16 protein-coding genes are annotated in these 17,601 nt (G+C 68.7%); 6 read left to right on the top strand and 10 right to left on the bottom strand.

What is annotated here, in order from left to right; genetic code table 11:
• Positions 1-17 precede the first annotated feature (17 nt).
• Positions 18-848, top strand: coding sequence for a hypothetical protein (locus ACSVDD_RS07400; protein WP_448188686.1), 831 nt, complete (start codon positions 18-20; stop codon positions 846-848).
• 37 nt (positions 849-885) lie between these two features.
• Here the strand turns inward: ACSVDD_RS07400 and ACSVDD_RS07395 are convergent, their stop codons facing one another.
• Entirely contained in the window at positions 886-3,483 is a 2,598-nt protein-coding gene (locus tag ACSVDD_RS07395; protein ID WP_448188685.1) for a methyl-accepting chemotaxis protein, read from the bottom strand.
• Positions 3,484-3,647: 164 nt separating this feature from the next.
• On the opposite strand from ACSVDD_RS07395, the gene ACSVDD_RS07390 reads away from it, so the two are divergent.
• Both ACSVDD_RS07390 and ACSVDD_RS07385 read left to right on the top strand, forming a co-directional pair.
• The gene (locus ACSVDD_RS07390; protein WP_448188684.1) at positions 3,648-3,833 is read left to right on the top strand and encodes a hypothetical protein; all 186 of its coding nucleotides are present in this window, start codon (positions 3,648-3,650) and stop codon (positions 3,831-3,833) included.
• Positions 3,833-4,126, top strand: coding sequence for a type II toxin-antitoxin system RelE/ParE family toxin (locus ACSVDD_RS07385; protein WP_448188683.1), 294 nt, complete (start codon positions 3,833-3,835; stop codon positions 4,124-4,126). Before ACSVDD_RS07390 ends, ACSVDD_RS07385 begins: the two co-directional genes overlap by 1 nt.
• Before the next feature lie 2 nt (positions 4,127-4,128).
• Here the strand turns inward: ACSVDD_RS07385 and ACSVDD_RS07380 are convergent, their stop codons facing one another.
• The 4 genes from ACSVDD_RS07380 to ACSVDD_RS07365 all read right to left on the bottom strand — a co-directional run bounded on the left by ACSVDD_RS07380 (position 4,129) and on the right by ACSVDD_RS07365 (position 10,239).
• Positions 4,129-5,676 carry a SpoVR family protein gene (locus tag ACSVDD_RS07380; RefSeq protein WP_448188682.1) on the bottom strand — a complete coding sequence of 516 codons (1,548 nt, stop codon included), beginning with the start codon at positions 5,674-5,676 and terminating at the stop codon, positions 4,129-4,131.
• 27 nt (positions 5,677-5,703) lie between these two features.
• Positions 5,704-6,996: a YeaH/YhbH family protein gene (locus tag ACSVDD_RS07375; RefSeq protein ID WP_448188681.1), complete on the bottom strand. Its 1,293-nt coding sequence runs from the start codon at positions 6,994-6,996 to the stop codon at positions 5,704-5,706.
• A 54-nt stretch (positions 6,997-7,050) separates the two neighbouring features.
• Positions 7,051-8,997 (bottom strand): PrkA family serine protein kinase, encoded by a 1,947-nt coding sequence (locus ACSVDD_RS07370; protein WP_448188680.1) that lies wholly within the window; start codon positions 8,995-8,997, stop codon positions 7,051-7,053.
• An 849-nt stretch (positions 8,998-9,846) separates the two neighbouring features.
• Positions 9,847-10,239 (bottom strand): response regulator, encoded by a 393-nt coding sequence (locus ACSVDD_RS07365; RefSeq protein ID WP_448188679.1) that lies wholly within the window; start codon positions 10,237-10,239, stop codon positions 9,847-9,849.
• 135 nt (positions 10,240-10,374) lie between these two features.
• On the opposite strand from ACSVDD_RS07365, the gene ACSVDD_RS07360 reads away from it, so the two are divergent.
• Complete coding sequence (locus ACSVDD_RS07360; RefSeq protein WP_448188678.1) at positions 10,375-11,229, top strand: DUF4743 domain-containing protein; 855 nt, start codon at positions 10,375-10,377, stop codon at positions 11,227-11,229.
• A gap of 187 nt (positions 11,230-11,416) precedes the next feature.
• Here the strand turns inward: ACSVDD_RS07360 and sugE are convergent, their stop codons facing one another.
• From sugE to ACSVDD_RS07340, 4 genes are all read right to left on the bottom strand, one after another.
• On the bottom strand, positions 11,417-11,737 hold the full coding sequence (sugE, locus tag ACSVDD_RS07355; RefSeq protein WP_448188677.1) for a quaternary ammonium compound efflux SMR transporter SugE: 321 nt from the start codon (positions 11,735-11,737) through the stop codon (positions 11,417-11,419).
• On the bottom strand, positions 11,738-12,304 hold the full coding sequence (rsmD, locus tag ACSVDD_RS07350) for a 16S rRNA (guanine(966)-N(2))-methyltransferase RsmD (RefSeq protein WP_448188676.1): 567 nt from the start codon (positions 12,302-12,304) through the stop codon (positions 11,738-11,740). It lies immediately after the preceding gene.
• Positions 12,285-13,799, bottom strand: a complete 1,515-nt coding sequence (locus tag ACSVDD_RS07345; protein ID WP_448188675.1) for a pseudouridine synthase — start codon at positions 13,797-13,799, stop codon at positions 12,285-12,287. The genes rsmD and ACSVDD_RS07345 overlap by 20 nt, the downstream gene beginning before the upstream one ends.
• 62 nt (positions 13,800-13,861) lie before the next feature.
• Complete coding sequence (locus tag ACSVDD_RS07340) at positions 13,862-14,071, bottom strand: dodecin (protein ID WP_448188674.1); 210 nt, start codon at positions 14,069-14,071, stop codon at positions 13,862-13,864.
• Positions 14,072-14,178: 107 nt separating this feature from the next.
• Here ACSVDD_RS07340 and ACSVDD_RS07335 point away from each other — a divergent pair, with 107 nt between their 5' ends.
• Positions 14,179-14,634 carry a nucleoside deaminase gene (locus ACSVDD_RS07335; protein WP_448188673.1) on the top strand — a complete coding sequence of 152 codons (456 nt, stop codon included), beginning with the start codon at positions 14,179-14,181 and terminating at the stop codon, positions 14,632-14,634.
• Here ACSVDD_RS07335 and purD read toward each other — a convergent pair.
• A complete protein-coding gene (purD, locus tag ACSVDD_RS07330) occupies positions 14,631-15,917 on the bottom strand; it encodes a phosphoribosylamine--glycine ligase (RefSeq protein WP_448188672.1) in 1,287 nt (428 codons plus the stop codon). The two genes, ACSVDD_RS07335 and purD, sit on opposite strands and share 4 nt — an antisense overlap.
• A 57-nt stretch (positions 15,918-15,974) precedes the next feature.
• Here purD and xseA point away from each other — a divergent pair, with 57 nt between their 5' ends.
• Positions 15,975-17,594, top strand: coding sequence for an exodeoxyribonuclease VII large subunit (gene xseA, locus ACSVDD_RS07325; protein ID WP_448188671.1), 1,620 nt, complete (start codon positions 15,975-15,977; stop codon positions 17,592-17,594).
• The last annotated feature ends 7 nt before the right edge of the window (positions 17,595-17,601 follow it).

Below are 17,601 nucleotides of genomic sequence, written 5' to 3'. Positions count from 1 at the left end.
ATTCCGCCGAGGTCCCGATGGCTGCCGTCATGGACGCCGACCAGCGCCGCAAGCTCGAAGACGCCCTGCTCCGCAAGGCGGAAGAGCACATCCGCGCGATGCGCCGGATGGCCGAGGGCAGCGACCCGGACGTCGTCGAGCAGCAGGCCAACACGCTGGCGGAGCTTCTCAAGACGAAGGAATTCCCCAGCCAACGCGCCACCGAGTTCCGCGAGGTCGCCAAGACCATCCAGTGCAACGCTTTCGAGCTCAGCGTCGACACGCTGATCCGCGACGCCGAGCGCAAGGGGCACGCCGGCGACGACAAGGGCCGCAACGAGGTTCTCAACAAGGCCAAGATCCACTTCGGCAAGGCCGTGCGCTTCGGCGCCAGCGACGAGTTCCGCTCGGGCGTCGAGCGGCGGGTGCAGGCGGCGCTGATGACCACCGCGGACGGCGTCGACGAGCGCACCAAGAAGGCCAACGCCCGCAAGCTGGAGATCCGCGAGGGTGGCGGCCCGAAGCCGCCCGGCGGCGTCGAGCGGCGGCGCGCCATCCGCTACATGGACCCGGTGCTGACGGTGGAGGTCGGCGGACGCCGCTACCGGACGGTCAACTGGTCGATCCGCGGCATGCTGCTGGAGACCTATCGGGGCGAGCTGATGGTGAGCGCCGGCACCCGACTCAAGCTGGACATCCGCTGCGAGGACATCCCCGACCACCCCGTCGCCCGCGCGATTGCCCACGTGGTGCGCGTGGACAAGGACCGCAACGCGCTGGCGGTGACCTTCCCGGACATGAGCGAGGCCATCATCGACCTCTGCCACGCCATGAAGAACGCCGGCATCCAGCCGGAGATGGAACGGTAATCCTTCCCCTGCCGAGCAGGGAGAGGGAGAAAAGCCACTACCGAACCGCCCGGATCTCCTGAAGGAACAGGTGTACCGCACTGCCCAATGCGGTGGCTTCGTGCGACAGGCTCTCGGCCACGCCCAGCACCTCGTGCGCATGACTGCGCACGCGGGCGGCGGCGTCCGACAGGTCGGCGACGAACTCCGACGCCCGCTGGGTGCCCTGCGCCACCTGATGCGAGCTGCCGACGATCCCCTCGGTGATGGCCGACTGCTCCTCCACCGCGCTGGCGATGGCCGACGCGTTGCCTTCGATGCGCTGGATGCTGCTGGTCATGATCTCCACCACCGCGGCGGTTTCCTGGCTGGCGGTCTGGGTGGCTGTGATCTGGCGCGCGATGTCGGAGGTCGCCCGCACCGTCTGGGTGGCCAGGTGCTTGACCTCGCCGGCCACCACCGCGAAGCCCTTGCCCATCTCCCCGGCCCGCGCCGCCTCGATGGTGGCGTTGAGCGCCAGCAGGTTGGTCTGCCCAGCGATGGTGTCGATGACGCCGATCACCGTGCCGATCGACTCGGTGGTGGTGGAGAGCTGGCCGACCGCCGCCTTGACCTGTTCGGCCCCGGCCGCCGTTTCGCCGATGATGCGCGCCGACTCCGAGGTGCGCCGGCAGATCTCGGCGATGGAGGTGGAGATTTCCGCCGCCGCCGTCGCCACCTGCTGGATGCCGGCCGAGGTCTCGGCCGACACCTCCATGGCCGCGTGCGCCTGATCGCTGGCGTGGGTGGCGATGCCGGTCAGCGTGCGGGCGCGGTCGTGCATGGAGCGCGCCGCCTCGGCCAGCGTGTCGACGCTGGCGAGCACGTTGCGCTCGAACTGCGCGGCGATCTCCAGCATGCCCGTGCGGCGCACCTGGGCGGCCTGCGCGCGCTCCTCCTCGACCCGATGGCGGGCCTCCTCCATGGCGCGGGCGGTGGCGATGAAGACGTCCAGCGTCCCCGCCATCTCGGTGATCTCGTCGGTGCCGCCGCGCGTCACGGTGACCAACAGGTCGCCGCGCGCCACCCGCTGCATGGCCGCCGCCAGACTCTCCAGCCGCGCGACGATGCCGCGCCCGACATACAGCCAGACGATGAGCACCGACAGCAGCACGCCGGCCGAGGCCAGCAGGATCTGGATGGTGCTGGTGCGCTCCAGCGCCGCGCGGGCGTCGCCGGCCCCGCGCGTCGCCGCGTCGGCGGCGCTGGCGACCAGCGACTCCACCGCCGCCGACAGTGTGCCGGCGAGGGCATGGTTGCGCTCGATCAGCGCGGCGTTCTCGGCGTAGGCGTCCAGTTCGCCCCGGCGCAGCGCCAGGATGCCATCGGCGCCGAATCCCAGATCGAGCAGGCGCTGCACCAGCGGCCCCACCGCCGCCTGCGCCTCCATTCCGTTCAGGTCGGCGGCGAGAATGCGGATCGCCTTGGCGCCGGCCTCCAGCGGCCGCAGCGCCTCGGCCAGACGTTCGGGGGTGTCGGCGTTGCCGGCCTCGGCGAGAAGGCCGGCCAGCAAGTTCGTCTCGGCCAGCAGGCCGCTCAGCGCCATGTAGGCGTGCTGCGCCTCGGGCACGGTGGAGGTCGCCAGTTCCTGCACGCGCTGCTCCATGTCGCCGCCGGCCTGGGCGATCCGGCCGCGCGCGTTCAGCATCAGCGGCAGCATGCGGGCGTTGGCTTCGCCGTCCAGGCGGACGATCTCCGCGACGTTGCGGGCGATCTCCTGACCCAGCGCGCGGGCCACCGCCGGCTCGGTGGCGGGATCGAGCTGGCGGACACGGCGCAGATAGATGCTCGTCGGCCCGTCGCCGAACGCTTCCAGCGCCCGCACCGCGGCGACCGCGGGTGCCGCCGCCGCGTCGCCGGTCAGCGGGCGCAGCGCGCCTTGCACGTCCGACACCGCCGAATCGAAGTCCGCCGAGGCGGTCATCACCTTGGACGGATCGGTCTCGAAAGCGCCGATCAGCAGCGCCTTGGTCAGCGCCGACAGGGCGCCGCGCAACTGGAACAGCGGCAGCACCGCCTGCCCCAGTTCCTCACCGATGGTGGCGGAGGAGCGCGAGGCCGCCTCGGCCATGGTGCCGATGGCCCCGGCGAGATCATGCCCCGACCGCGCCATGGCCGGCGCCAGAACCTCCAGCAGTTGGGCGTGCACGGCGTTCAGCTCGGCCAGACGGCGTGTCCGGCTCTCGCGGCGGCCGAGGCGGCGGGCACTGGCCTGCGCCAGCGCGTCCACGTTGGTGAGCACCGACCCGGCTGCGGTGCGCAGCACGCCGACCTGGGCCGAATCCACCGGTCCGCGCGCCAGCACGTCCATGAGGCGGGTCAGCTCGGCGCGCCGGGCGTCGGTTTCGGAGGCCAGGGGCCGCAGATCGGCCGGCGCCTTGGCGGCGTCGATGAGCGGCCCCAGCGCCAGGATGCGGGCGGTCGCCGTCGCCATGCCCTGGGCGGCACCCAGCACGGGCATCTGCGTCTCGGCGATGTCGGCGACGCGTTCGCGGACCGCGGCGTAGGACAGCCAGCCGATCACCGCGGCCAGCACGGGCAGCGCCGCCACGACGGCGAAGGCCAGCAGCATCTTCGCCTTGATGCCGAAACGGCGGGGAGCGTCCTGGGAGGTCATGGCGTCCGGCTCGTGTGAGGGCGTACGGACGACTCCGTAATGCCCGCGGGGCGTCGGCGCGATGACGCTTCCATGAACTTTCGGAGAAGGGGGTGGATCGATGGCGCGGGCGTGCTCCACCGGAGCGCGTGGAAACGGCGGGGTGCGCGTGCTACATTAAGGCCATGGCCAAGCCGAACCGCATCTCAGAACAGCCGCCCCTCACTCTTGAGGATGAAGCCAAGCTCGACGCGCTGCGCGCGGACATCGAGATTGCTTACCAGCAGGTTCTGGCCGGCGATCTGGTGGACGGCGAGGAGGTCTTCGCCGAACTCTTCAGCCTTTACGGCAAGCCGCCTTCCGAGGATTGATGGGCCGACTCCGGTTTGCGCGGGAGGCAAGGGCCGACCTCAAAAGCATCACCGCGCACATCGGCGCCGACAGCCCGGTTGCGGCCTCCCGCCTTGCGGAACGGCTGCTCAGGAAATGCTCGCTGCTGGCGGAGCGTCCGACGTTGGGGCGCCCCAGGCATGAACTGAAGCCCGGTCTGCGCAGCACCCCGGTCGACCGCTACGTCATTTTCTACTGGCCGGCCGAGGACGGGATCATCGTTGCCCGCGTCCTTCATTCGGCCCTCGACATTTCGAAAGCGTTCGGCGAATAGCCTCACCCCCCGCTCGGTGCGGTCACCGCGTGCTCCTTGAGGATGGCCTCCGACACCGCCGACACCTCGACCAACTGCACCTCGTAGCCCCACAAGTTGGCGATGTGGCGCAGCACGGCCTTGGCGTCGCTTTCGTCGAGCAGCACGCCGTTGGTCACGCGGTGGTGCAGGATCAGCTTGCGGTCGCCGGCCAGATCCACGTCGACGATCTGGATGTCCGGCTCCAGGTAGCCCAGGTCGTACTGCCGGGCCAGCAGCTTGCGGATGTGGCGGTAGCCGCGCTCGTTGTGGATGTGCTCGACCAGCAGGTAGGGGTCCTCGGCGTCGTCGCGCACGCTGAACAGCTTCATCTTCCGAATGAGGTGCGGGCTGAGGTACTGCAGCACGAAGCTCTCGTCGCGGAAGCTGGCCCACGCCTCGCGCAGCGCCGCCATGCCGTCGCCCGAGCCGGCGAGGCCGGGGAACCACGCGCGGTCCTCCTCCGTCGGGTTCTCGGTGATGCGCTGGATGTCCTGCATCATGGCGAAGCCCAGCGCGTACGGGTTGATGCCCGAGAAGCGCTGGTCGTCGAACTCCGGCTGGAAGACCACGGAGGTGTGCGAGTGCAGGAACTCCAGCATCGCCCCTTCGCTGATCATGCCCTTCTGGTGCAGGCGGTTCATGATCGTGTAGTGGGTGTAGGTCGCACACCCCTCATTCATCAGCTTGGTCTGCTTCTGCGGGTAGAAATACTGGCTGATGCGGCGGACGATGCGGAGGATTTCGCGCTGCCAGTGCTCCAGCCGCGGCGCCTTCTTCTCCAGGAAATACAGCAGGTTCTCCTCCGGCAGCCCCAGCAGCTTCTTGCGTTCGGAGATGCTGCGCGACGGCCGCTGGCCGCCGACCGGCTTGGGCACCGTGCGCCAGAGGTCGTTGAAGGTCTGCTCCTCGTACTCCTGGCGCTCGCGCTCGCGCTTCTGCTCCTCGCGCAGGTCGAGCGAGCGCTTCTTCGGGTACTTGTGCACGCCCTGGCTCATCAGCGCGTGGGCGGCGTCCAGCACGCGCTCCACCGCCGGCAGACCGTGGCGCTCCTCGCAATGCGCGATGTAGGACTTGGCGAACTCCAGATAGTCGAGGATGCCCTTGGCGTCCGTCCACTGCTGGAACAGCTGGTTGTTCTTGAAGAAATGGTTGTGCCCGAACGCCGCGTGGGCGATCACCAGCGTCTGCATCGTCATGGTGTTTTCTTCCATGATGTAGCTGATGCAGGGGCTGGAGTTGATGACGATCTCGTACGCCAGACCGCGGAAGCCCTTGCGGTACATCATCTCGTCGCGGGCGAAGTGCTTGCCGTACGACCAGTGCTTGTACATCAACGGCATGCCGATCGAGGAATAGGCGTCGAGCATCTGCTCGGCCGTGATGACCTCGATCTGGTTGGGGTAGACGTCCAGGCCCATCTCGCCGATGGCGATGTCCTCGATGGCGTCGTAGACGCGTTTGATCTTGTCGTAGTCCCAGTCTGCCCCGTCGTAGAGCAGGCCTTCCGGCTTGGAGATCACGGCGGTCATGCGGCGGGGCTCCTTGACCAAAACTCTCTAAGGGGCCGCGACCTTGTCGCGGGCGAACAGGTCGCGGAAGACGGGGAAGATCTCGCGGCGCGAGCGCACGCGCCGCATGGCGAGCGGCAGGTCGGGGCGCTGCACCGCCTTGTAGGTGCGCCACAGCTCGGTCTCACGGCCGAGCGCCGACAGCCCCATGTTGTGCTCCGCCGCCACCTCGATGTAGGCGAAGTACTGGCACAGCGGCAGGATCACCTCGCGCAGCAGGCCGGCCGAGCGGCCATTGTCCGACGACATGTTGTCGCCGTCCGAGGCCTGCGCCGCGTAGATGTTCCAGTCGCTCTCGGGATAGCGCTCCTGCACGACGCGCTGCATCTCCTCCAGCGCCGTGGACACCACCGTGCCGCCGGTCTCGGTGGAGTAGAAGAACGTGTCCTCGTCCACCTCCTTGGCCTCGTGGGTGTGGCGGATGAAGACGATGTCCACCGAGCGGTACCGCCGCTTCAGGAACAGGTACAGCAGCATGAAGAAGCGCTTGGCGAGGTCCTTCATGTGCTCGGTCATCGAGCCGGACACGTCCATCAGGCAGAACATCACCGCCTGCGCGATGGGCTTCGGCACCGCCTCGAACCGATTGTAGCGGACGTCGATGGGGTCGATGAAGGGAATGCGCTTGGAGCGCAGGAGCTTATGCTCCAGCTCGCGGCGCATCTCCTCCAGTTCGGCCTCGGACTCGCCGCGCGCCTCGGCCTCGGCCAGCAGGCGTTCCAGCTCCAGGATCTCGTCCGGTTTCGGGCGCTTCAGCGCGATGCGCCGCGACAGGCTGTTGCGCATGGTGCGCACCAGATTGAGGTTCGCCGGCGACCCGTTCGGCGTGAACCCCGCCCGCGTCAGCGAGAAGGATTCCGACTGCTTGACCTTCTGCTTCACCAGATCGGGAAGCTCCAGATCCTCCAGAAAGATGTCGAGGAACTCCTCGCGGGAGAGGACGAAGCGGAAATCATCGTCGCCCTCCCCGTCCGGCGAGCCCTCGTTGCCGCGCCCGCCCTGCTCCTCGGGGCGCGGGATGGTGTCGCCCTCCACGTACTCCTTGTTGCCGGGCACGACGTAGTCGCGCAGGCCGCCGGAGTTGGCCCGGTGGAGCGAGGGCTCCCGCACGCCGCCCGTCGAGATGGAGATCTTGTCGCCGCTCTCGACGTCCTGGATCGAGCGTTTCGATGAGGCGTCGCGCACCGCCTTGATCACCTGCTCCTTGGCACGGCGCAGGAAACGCTGGCGGTTGGCCAGGCTCTTGCCCTGCGGGTTCAGGCGGCGGTCGATGATGTTCATCAATGGGAAGCCCTCACGCTACCGAACCGTTTCCGGCGGGTCTGGTAAAAAGCCTCAGCCGGCCTGCTTGACGCGCATGTACCACTCGACCAGCCGGCGAACCTGCCGCTCGGTGTAGCCGCGCGACATCATCCGCGACACGAACTCGGTGTGCTTCTTCTCCGTCTCGCCATCCTTCTTCGAGCCGAAGGAGATCACCGGCAGCAGATCCTCGACCTGACTGAACATCCGCTTCTCGATGACCTCGCGGATCTTCTCGTAGCTGGTCCAGGACGGGTTGCGGCCCTGGTTGGCGGCCTTGGCGCGCAGCGCGAACTTGACGACCTCGTTGCGGAAGTCCTTCGGGTTGGCTATGCCGGCGGGCTTCTCGATCTTGGTCAGTTCCTGGTTCAGCAACTCGCGGTTCATCAGCTGGCCGGTGTCCGGGTCCTTGAAGTCCTGGTCCTCGATCCACGCGTCGGCGTAATCCACATAGCGGTCGAACAGGTTCTGCCCGTAGTCGCTGTAGGATTCCAAATAAGCCTTCTGGATCTCGTTGCCGATAAACTCGGCGTAACGCGGCGCCAACTCGGCCTTGATGAACTCCATGTACTTCTTTTCGGTCTCCTCCGGGAACTGCTCGCGCTTGATCGACTGCTCCAGGATGTACATCAGGTGCACGGGATCGGCGGAGATCTCGGTGCTGTCGTAGTTGAACGTCGCCGCCAGCACCTTGAAGGCGAAGCGGGTCGAGATGCCGTCCATGCCCTCGTCGACGCCGGCCTGGTCCTTGTACTCCTGCATGGACTTGGCCTTGGGGTCGGTCTCCTTCATGCTCTCGCCGTCGTATACGCGCATCTTGGAGTACAGGCTGGAGTTCGGATGCTCGCGCATGCGCGACAGCACCGAGAACTTCGCCAGCATTTCCAGCGTCGACGGGGCGCAGGGCGCCGTGGCGAGGTCGGAACCGGAGATCAGCTTCTCATAGATGTGCCGCTCCTCCATGACGCGCATGCAGTACGGCACCTTGATGACGCAGATGCGGTCGATGAAGGCTTCGTTGTTCTTGTTGTTCTTGAAGGTCTGCCACTCGGATTCGTTGGAGTGCGCCAGGATGATGCCCTGGAACGGGATGGCGCCGATGTTCTCCGACCCGACGTAGTTGCCCTCCTGCGTCGCCGTCAGCAGCGGGTGCAGCATCTTGATCGGCGCCTTGAACATCTCGACGAATTCCATGATGCCCTGCGACGCCCGGTTCAGGCCGCCCGAGAAGGAATAGGCATCGGGATCGTTCTGGCTGAAGACCTCCAGCTTGCGGATATCGACCTTGCCGACCAGGGACGAGATGTCCTGGTTGTTCTCGTCGCCCGGCTCGGTCTTGGTGACGCAGATCTGCCGCAGCTTCGAGGGATGCACCTTGATGACGCGGAACTTGGAGATGTCGCCGCCGAACTCGTCCAGGCGCTTGACCGCCCACGGGCTCATCAGCCCGGTCAGCCGGCGCCGCGGCACGCCGTAGCGCTCCTCCAGCAGTTCGCCCATCTCTTCCGGGTTGAAGAGGCCCAGCGGGCTCTCGAACACCGGCGAGATGTCCTTGCCGGCCTTCAGCACATAGACCGGGCACTTCTCCATGAGCGACTTCAGCCGCTCGGCCAGCGACGACTTGCCGCCGCCGACCGGACCCAGCAGATACAGGATCTGCTTGCGCTCCTCCAGCCCCTGCGCGGCGTGGCGGAAGAAACCGACGATCCGCTCGATCGTTTCCTCCATGCCGTAGAAGTCGGAGAAGGCCGGGTACACCTTGATCGTGCGGTTCATGAAGATCCGCCCGAGGCGCTGGTCGCGCGCGGTGTCGACCACCTCCGGTTCGCCGATGGCGGCCAGGATCCGCTCCGGAGCGGTCGAGTACATCATCGGATCGTTGCGGCAACCCTCCAGGTACTCCGTGAGGGTCATCTCGCTCTCACGGCGGCCTTCGTAGGACTGCGTGTATCGGCTGAACAGTTCGTCGCTCGGGAACATGCCTCGCTCCGTATTCCTTAGTCCGATGCGTCGGCGCTGCCGATGCGGCCGTGACTCGGCGCAGGCGGAAGACACCGCGTTCCAAGGGCTGGCACGGGTGGACAAGCCCCGTACCGACCCCTCTCACCATCGAAGCCCAAACGAATGAGATTGCCTGTAAAATGCGGCGAACCCGCAGGGGCGCCAGTTTTCAATGTAATGCCCGGTTCAAGTCTTTCCAGGCATTCGGGAGTTCTCCCCGTTTCGGCCATTCCGACACCCGGCCCATAGGCCGTTCGTCCAATCCCCGGCCCGCCGGCCGAGGCCCCCATGAAATGCGGCAGATCCTGCTCATCGGCACCGGGGAGGTTCCCCGCCTGCCGCTCCGTCAGAACAAGGTTGACGCCGCGTCTCACGCCATCATCCTCCAACGTTCCCCCGCGCCATCATCCGACGGATGCGCTCGGGTTAATCCCAGCTTGGAACCCAAGTGTTAACAACTCCCTGCCACATCACCGGCCGCCGCGCCTAAGCGCTGACGCCTCCACCGACATAAACGCACGGACGCCGCCCATTGATCCGGCCATCCCTAAGAGAGATGGGGAGCCTTATCCCACACCATCAACTCGACGGCAGGGGGCGCATTGGGGTGCATGCCAAAGGTGAAGGCCGAGGTGGCGTTTGGTCTCCTTCGGGGTTACCCAAGCGCACCTGCAGCAGGCCACATTTTTATCTCCGGGTATGTGATTGGCGCCACACCCGGAAGCCGGTGCATTTCGGACACACGGGAGAACACATCCCCGTGATGAACCATGCTTTCGTGGTTCAAACCGCCGTGGTTCAAACCGCCTTCGCGCCCGGCGCCGGGGATCAGCCCAAGCGCTCGCCCAGCTTCTCGCGCAGCGCCTCGGGCGTGGCCGGCTTGACCAGGAAGGTGTTGACGCCGAGCGTGCCGGCCTCGGCCACGCGCGCGGGGTCGGCGCGGTTGGTCATGAACAGCACCGGCAACACCTTGTGGCGCGGGTCGTCGCTGGCGCGCAGCGCCCGCAGGAAGCCCAGCCCGTCCACCGGCGCCATCTCGACGTCGCAAAGCACCGCGTCGGGAGCATGGGCGCGCACGGCGGCCAGCCCGCTCTCACCGTCCTGCGCCTGATGCACGGCCTTGAAACCTAAAGTGGACAGCATCTTGGCGAGCACCATCCGGGTGAACGCCTCGTCCTCGATGACGAGCACCGAAAAGTCACCGAACCCGTTGGACGCCATACCCGCTCTCCTCCAGCACGTTCCGCTGTGTTTACGCCGCGCACGGCCGGCAATGCAACCATCGGCGCCTGCGGCATACGGCCTGCGGCGGGAAGACCTATTGCGCGGCGGCGCGCCAGCCCTAAACTCGCTGCCATGTCCTTCCTCGACCGCATCCGCGCGTGCAACGCGCACGACTTCAGCGCCTACCGCCCGTTCGAGGTGGACGGCATCCGCATCGGCTGGATTCGCCACGCACTGGCCGAGGAGTTGCCCGGCGTCGATCCCGGCTTCGTGGTGACTCGCGAGCGGGTCACCTTGGCGCCGGAGGTGCGCGACTTCGAGGCGCGCTCGGCGGTGCTGGAGCACGCCGCCGCATACGTGGTCGAGCGGGGCTTGGCCCGCAAGCTGCGCGGCGAGTTCTACCCCGTCCTGCCGAAATGGGGGGCCGAACCGCTGATGCGCATCGACCGCGCCGCGGTGTCGCATTTCGGCGTCGCCGCCTACGGCCTGCACGTCAACGGTTTCGTGCGCACCGGGAACGGCATCGAGATGTGGGTCGGCCGCCGCGCCCGCGACCGCGGGGTGGCGCCGGGGCAGTTCGACAATCTGATCGCCGGCGGCCAGCCCATCGGCCTGACGCTGGCCGAGAACCTGATCAAGGAAGCCAAGGAAGAGGCCGACATCGGCCCCGAACTGATCGGCCAGGCCGTCCCGGTCGGCGCCGTGACCTACCTGATGGAGAGCAAGCACGGCCTGAAGCCGGACACGCTGTTCCTCTACGACCTGGAACTGGACGCCGATTTCGTCCCCGAGAACACCGACGGCGAAGTCGAGTCGTTCGAGCGCTGGCCGCTGGACAAGGTGGCGGCATCGGTGCGCGACACGCTGGACTGGAAGTTCAACGTCAACCTCGTGGTCATCGATTTCCTGGTCCGCCACGGCTGGCTGAAGCCCGAGGAACCGGATTATCTGGAGATCGTCCACGGCCTGCGCCGCAGCACGGCCTGAGCGCTTGACGAACGCAGGGCTATGAAATAGGATAATAGTCCTTAAACGCCCGAGGTGCGTTCAGGGTTCATGGTCGCCGGGGATGCGAACGGAACACGCCCTGCACACTGTTCCATAGTGTTTCACGGCGTTCCATTTGGCGGCAGGCAGGAGCGCTTCGCACGCGAAGCACAACGGCCACCCCGCCTCAGTCGGCGCTGACCAGCTTCAGCCCGAGGATGCCGGCGACGATCAGACCGATGCAGGCCAGCCGGGCCAGCGACGCCGGCTCGCCGAACAGGACGATGCCGAGGATCACCGTACCGACCGCGCCGATGCCCGTCCACACCGCGTAGCCGGTGCCCACCGGCAGCGTCTTCAGTGCCAGCGACAGGAACAGAAAGCTCACCGCCATGGCGGCCAGCGTCAGCAGCGACGGCCACAGCCGGGAAAAGCCTTCGGTGTATTTCAGCCCGATGGCCCAGCCCGTTTCGAACAGGCCGGCGATCAGCAGATAGACCCAGGCCATTCAGCCCTCGTACATCAGGAACAGCACGCGCGTGTCGCCGTAGCGGCGGTCTTCCAGTTCCGCAAAGCCATCGGGCGGCACGATGGCGGCCCCCGCCGCCTCTTCCACCACGGCCACGGCGCCGGGCGCCAGCCAGCCGGCACGGACCAGCGCCGCCAACGTCTTGGGCGCCAGATCCTGCCCATAGGGCGGGTCGAGGAAGACGAGGCTCGCCGCCTCGCGCGCCGCCGGGGGCTTGGTGGCGTCGGCGCGCAGCACGGCCGTCCGCCCGCCTTCGCCCAGCTCGGCTATGTTGGCGCGCACGGTGTCGAGGGCGGCGCGCCCGAGGTCGAAGAACAGCGCGCGCTCGGCGCCGCGCGACAGCGCCTCCAGCCCGAGCGCCCCGGTGCCGCAGAACACGTCGAGCACCACAGCGCCCTCCACCGGGGAGCCGCCGTCCGCTCCCCAGCCGGAGTGCGCGAGGATGTTGAAGATGGACTCGCGGGTGCGGTCGGTGGTCGGCCGGGTGTCGCGCCCGGCCGGTGCCTGCAACCGCCGCCCCCGGTGCTTACCGGCGACGATCCGCACGGCCGGCGCCCCCCGGCCCGGCGGTCCTGGGGCCGTCACCCCTCGGACCGCTGCCCTTTGGACCAGCGCTCTTTGGACCGGCGCCGGCCTTGCCGCTCACCGGCGGCTTACCTCCCGGCTTGGCGGAACGCTCGCCTGTCGGTTTGCCGAAGGGTCGGTCGCCGCGCTCCTCGGAGCGCCGCCCCGGTGCCGCCCCGGCCGGCTTGCCGCCCGTGGGCTTGCCCGCCGGCTTGCCGAACGGCCGGTCACCGCGCTCGTCCGGGCGCCGTCCTGCTTCGGCACGGGCCGCTTCGGCACGGCCCGGTTTGCCCGCGGGCTTGCCGGCACGCTCGCCGTTGGGTTTTCCAAAGGGCCGGTCGCCATGCTCTTCGGAACGCCGGTTTGGCTTGGGCCGACCGCCGGGCGCTCGCGCCGCCCGGTCGGCCGCTTCGGCCTCAGCCCTGGCCGAGGGACGGGCCGAGGTGCGGGCCTTTCCGAACGGCCGGTCGCCGCGTTCCTCGGAACGCCGGGCCGGGAAGGTCCGGGCGGGCCGTTCGTCCACTGCATGGGCCGCCGCGTCGGCCGCCTTGGCCTCGGGCTTCGGCTTGGGCGCGCGGATCGGCGAGTTTGGCGGCTTGGGTTCCGGCTTCGGGCCGGCCTTGTGCGGGCCGCGGTTGGCCGCCTTGGGCGCCGCCTTGGCGGTGCCGCCGGCCGACTTCGGCGTCTCAGCCACGCCGTCGCGTTCGGTGAAGAAGCCGGAGATCTGGTCGCGGACCACGCGCTTCGGCACCTCCTCGACCTCGCCCTCCGGCAGCTTGCCGAGCTGGAAGGGGCCATAGGCGGTGCGGATCAGCCGGTTCACGGACAGCTCCAGGCTTTCCATGACCTTGCGGATCTCGCGGTTCTTGCCTTCCTTGATGGCGACCGTCAGCCAGGCGTTGGAGCCCTGGACGCGGTCGAGAATCGCCTCGATGGGACCGTACTGGACGCCGTCGATGGTGGCGCCCTTCATCAGCCCGGCCAGCCGCGCCTCGTCCACCGTGCCGTGCACGCGCACGCGGTAGCGCCGGGTCCAGCCGGTGGCCGGCAGTTCCAGGAAGCGCGCCAGCTCGCCATCGTTGGTCAGCAGCAGCAGCCCCTCGGTGGTGAGGTCGAGGCGGCCGACCGAGACGACGCGCGGCAGGTCCGCCGGCAGCCTGTCGAAGACGGTGGCGCGGCCCTTCTCGTCGCGGGCGGTGGTGACCAGCCCGGCCGGTTTGTGGTAGCGCCACAGGCGCGTCGGCTCGGGCTCGGGCACGGGCTTGCCGTCGACGACCACGTCGTCGCCGGGCTTGACCACGAAGGCCGGGCTGTCGAGCAGCTTGCCGTTGACGGCGACGCGGCCCTCGGCGATCCAGCGCTCGGCGTCGCGGCGCGAGCACAGGCCGGCGCGCGCCAGACGCTTGGCGATGCGTTCGCCGCCCGATCCCTCGGGCGGCGCGCCAGAGTCGGAAGTGTTATCGGAAGTGATGTCCATAGGCGGACCATAGGGCTTGCCGTGCCCGCCCGCAACGGCAGAAGGGAGGTGACGAGGGAGGGTCACTCCTCCAGGCGGAAGCCGACCTTCATGACCACCTGGAACTGCGCCACCTTGCCGCCGCGCACGTTGCCGCGGGTCTCGGTGACCTCGAACCAGTCCACGTGCTTCAGCGTCTTGGCGGCACGTTCGATTCCGTTCTTGATGGCGTCGTCGATGGTGGTCTCCGAGGTGCCGACGATCTCGACCTTCTTGTAGACGTGGTTTTCCATGGCGCGAGTCCTTGGTTGGTGGCGTTTCCTCCACCAGCTTGACCCCGAACGCCGCCGGGATCAACCGGACCTTGACCGGCAGAATGCCGCGGGGCAGGCTCGCCGCCATGTCCAGCGTATCCCCCATGGCCCTCGCCCTGGCCGAAGCCGAAGCCGCCGCTGCGCGCGGCGAGGTGCCGGTGGGCGCCGTCGTGGTGGACCCGTCGACCGGCGCAGTGCTCGGCCGCGCCGGCAACCGCACCGAGGAGTTGAACGACCCCACCGCGCACGCCGAGGTTCTGGCGATCCGCCAGGCCTGCGCCGCAGTCGGCGAGCCGCGCCTGCCCGGTCTGGACCTGTACGTGACGCTGGAGCCCTGCGCGCTGTGCGCCGCGGCGATCAGCTTCGCGCGCTTGCGCCGGGTGTATTTCGGCGCCTACGACCCGAAGGGCGGAGGCGTGGAGCACGGCCCGCGCTTCTTCGGCCAACCCACCTGCCACCACGCCCCGGATGTGTATGGAGGCATCGACGAAACGCGGGCGGCGGCGTTGCTGAAGGGGTTTTTCAAGGAGCGGCGGGGTTAACGCTCCACCGCCCGCCAGCCGATGTCGCGCCGGCAGAAGCCTTCCGGCCAATCGAGCCGGTCCACCGCCTGATACGCCCGCGCCTGCGCCTCCTTGACGGTCGGCGCCATGGCGGTCACGCCCAGCACGCGCCCGCCGGTCGCCAGGACGCGACCAGCGTCGCGCTTGGTGCCGGCGTGGAAGACGGTGACGCCCTCCACGGCGTTGGCCTCGGCGAAGCCCTTGATCTCGGTGTTCTTGACGTAGTCGCCGGGGTAGCCCTTGGCAGCCATGACCACGCACAGCGCCGCCGCGTCGTGCCACTGCACGTCCTCAGGCTTCAGCGTGCCGTCGCAGGACGCCAGCAGGGCGGCCAGCACGTCGGACTTCAGGCGCATCATCAGCGTCTGGCACTCCGGGTCACCGAAGCGGACGTTGAACTCCAGCGTCTTCGGCACCTTGGTCCCGTCCGACGCTGTCGAAATCATCAGGCCGCCGAACAGCACGCCCTTGAACGGGCAGCCTTCGGCGGCGAGGCCGCGCACCGTCGGCTCGACGATCTCGCGCATGACTTGGGCTTCCAGCTCGGGCGTCAGCACCGGAGCCGGCGAGTAGGCGCCCATGCCGCCGGTGTTGGGGCCGGTGTCGCCGTCGCCCACCGCCTTGTGGTCCTGCGCCGAGGCCAGCGGCACCGCGGTGGTGCCGTCCACCAGGGCGAAGAAGCTGACCTCCTCGCCGTCCAGGAACTCCTCGACGACGATCTCGGCGCCGGCCGAGCCGAAACGGCCGCCCACCAGCGCCTCGTCGATGGCGGCGAAGGCTTCCTCCTGGGTGCGCGCCACGGTGACGCCCTTGCCGGCCGCGAGACCGTCCGCCTTCACCACGATGGGGGCGCCGTGCGTGCGGACGTAAGCCTTGGCGGCGTCGGCGTCGGTGAAGCGCTGGTAGAAGGCGGTCGGCACCTCGTATTTGGCCAGCAGGTCCTTCATGAAGCCCTTGGAGCCTTCCAGCTGCGCCGCCTTGGCGCTCGGCCCGAAGGCCTTGATGCCGGCGGCCTCCAGCTTGTCCACGAGGCCGAGGACCAGCGGCCCCTCCGGCCCGACGACCACGAAGTCGATGGCGTTGTCCTGGGCGAAGCGCAGCAGGCCGTCCACGTCCTCGGCGCCGATGGCGACGCATTCCGCCACCTCGGCGATGCCGGCGTTGCCGGGGGCGCAGTACAGCCGGTCGCACAGCGGCGAGCGCTTGATGGCCCAGCACAGCGCGTGCTCGCGCCCACCCGACCCGACGACCAGGACTTTCATGGGACCCCGTCCTTCCATGCTTGTTGCCGACGGGCAGCCTTGTATCATGGCGCGACCATGACTCAAGACGTTGATAGCACCCCGCTGATCGCCGAGCCGCCACGTCCCGGCTCCAACCTGCCGGAATTCTCGGTGGGCGACTTAGCCCGCGCCTTGAAGCGCACCATCGAGGACTCCTACGGCTTCGTGCGCGTCCGCGGCGAGATCTCGCAGCCCAAGCGGCACAGCTCCGGCCACTGCTACCTGCGGCTCAAGGACGAGACCGCGGTGATCGAGGCGGTGTGCTGGCGCGGCATCGTGTCCAAACTGGCCGTACAGCCCGAAGAGGGGCTGGAGGTCATCGTCACCGGCCGGATCACCACCTACCCCGGCCGCTCGCAGTACCAGCTGATCATCGAGTCGATGGAGTTGGCCGGCGAGGGCGCGCTGCTCAAGATGCTGGAGGAGCGCAAGCGGCGCCTCGCCGCCGAGGGCCTGTTCGACCAGAGTCGCAAGCGCCCCCTGCCCTTCCTGCCGGCGGTCATCGGCGTCGTCACCTCGCCCACCGGAGCGGTGATCCGCGACATCCTGCATCGCTTGGCGGACCGCTTCCCGCGGCATGTCCTGCTGTGGCCGGTGGCCGTGCAGGGCGACAGCGCCGCGGCGCAGGTGGCCGCCGCCATCGAGGGCTTCAACCGGCTGGCAGCCGGCGGGCGCGTTCCGCGGCCGGACCTGATCATCGTCGCGCGCGGCGGTGGCTCGCTGGAAGACCTGATGGCCTTCAACGAGGAGGTGGTGGTGCGCGCCGCCGCAAGCAGCCGTATCCCGCTGATCTCGGCGGTCGGGCACGAGACCGACACCACGCTGATCGACTTCGCCTCCGACAAGCGCGCCCCCACCCCCACCGCAGCGGCTGAGATGGCCGTGCCGGTGCGCTCCGAACTGCTGGCGCAGGTGCTCGACGACGAGCGGCGCCTGCTGGCCAGCGCCCACCGCGGGATCGCCGAGCGGCGCACGCGGGTGGAAGGGTTGGCGCGCGGCCTCGGCGACCCGCGCTCGCTGCTGGAGGGGCATGCCCAGCGCCTGGACGACCGCGCCGAGCGCCTGGGCCTCGCCGCCCGGACCTTGGTCGAGCGTCGGCGCACCCGTGTCGGCGAGTTGGGGGCCAAGCTTCGGCACCCGCGCGAGAAGCTGGCTCAGGCAGAGACCAGGCTGGCGTCGGAGTCGCGGGCGCTGGCCGGCGCGCTGCGCCACGCCGTGGTGGCGGCCGAAGGCAAGTTCGAGCGCGTCGCCGGTCGGCTCAGCCTGCGCCCGACGGTCATCAAGATCGACGAGGGTCGCCGCCGTCTGGCCGATCTGGCGCCGCGGGTCGAGCGCGGCTACGGCAAGGATCTCGCCGAACGGGCGGCACGGGTTCAGGCGCTGGGCCAGTTGCTGGAGAGCTATTCCTACGAGGGCGTGCTGAAGCGTGGCTATGCGGTGGTGCGCGGCGCCGATGGCCGGCCATTGACCGACGCTGGGGCGGCCACGCCGGGGCTGCCGGTCAGCTTGCAGTTCCATGACGGCTCGGCCGGGGCCGTCATCGAGGGTGGTGCACCGAAGGCCGAATCGCCGCCCCCGCCGCCAAAGGCGGAGAAGCCAAGGCCCGCCGAGCCGAAGAAGCCCGTGCGGGCTCCGTTGCAGGGGAACCTGTTCTGAGCCGGCT

The organism is Azospirillum terrae, from assembly GCF_053470425.1.
The sequence above is the reverse complement of the archived record's forward strand: the minus strand, read 5'-3'. Positions and strand labels throughout refer to the sequence as shown.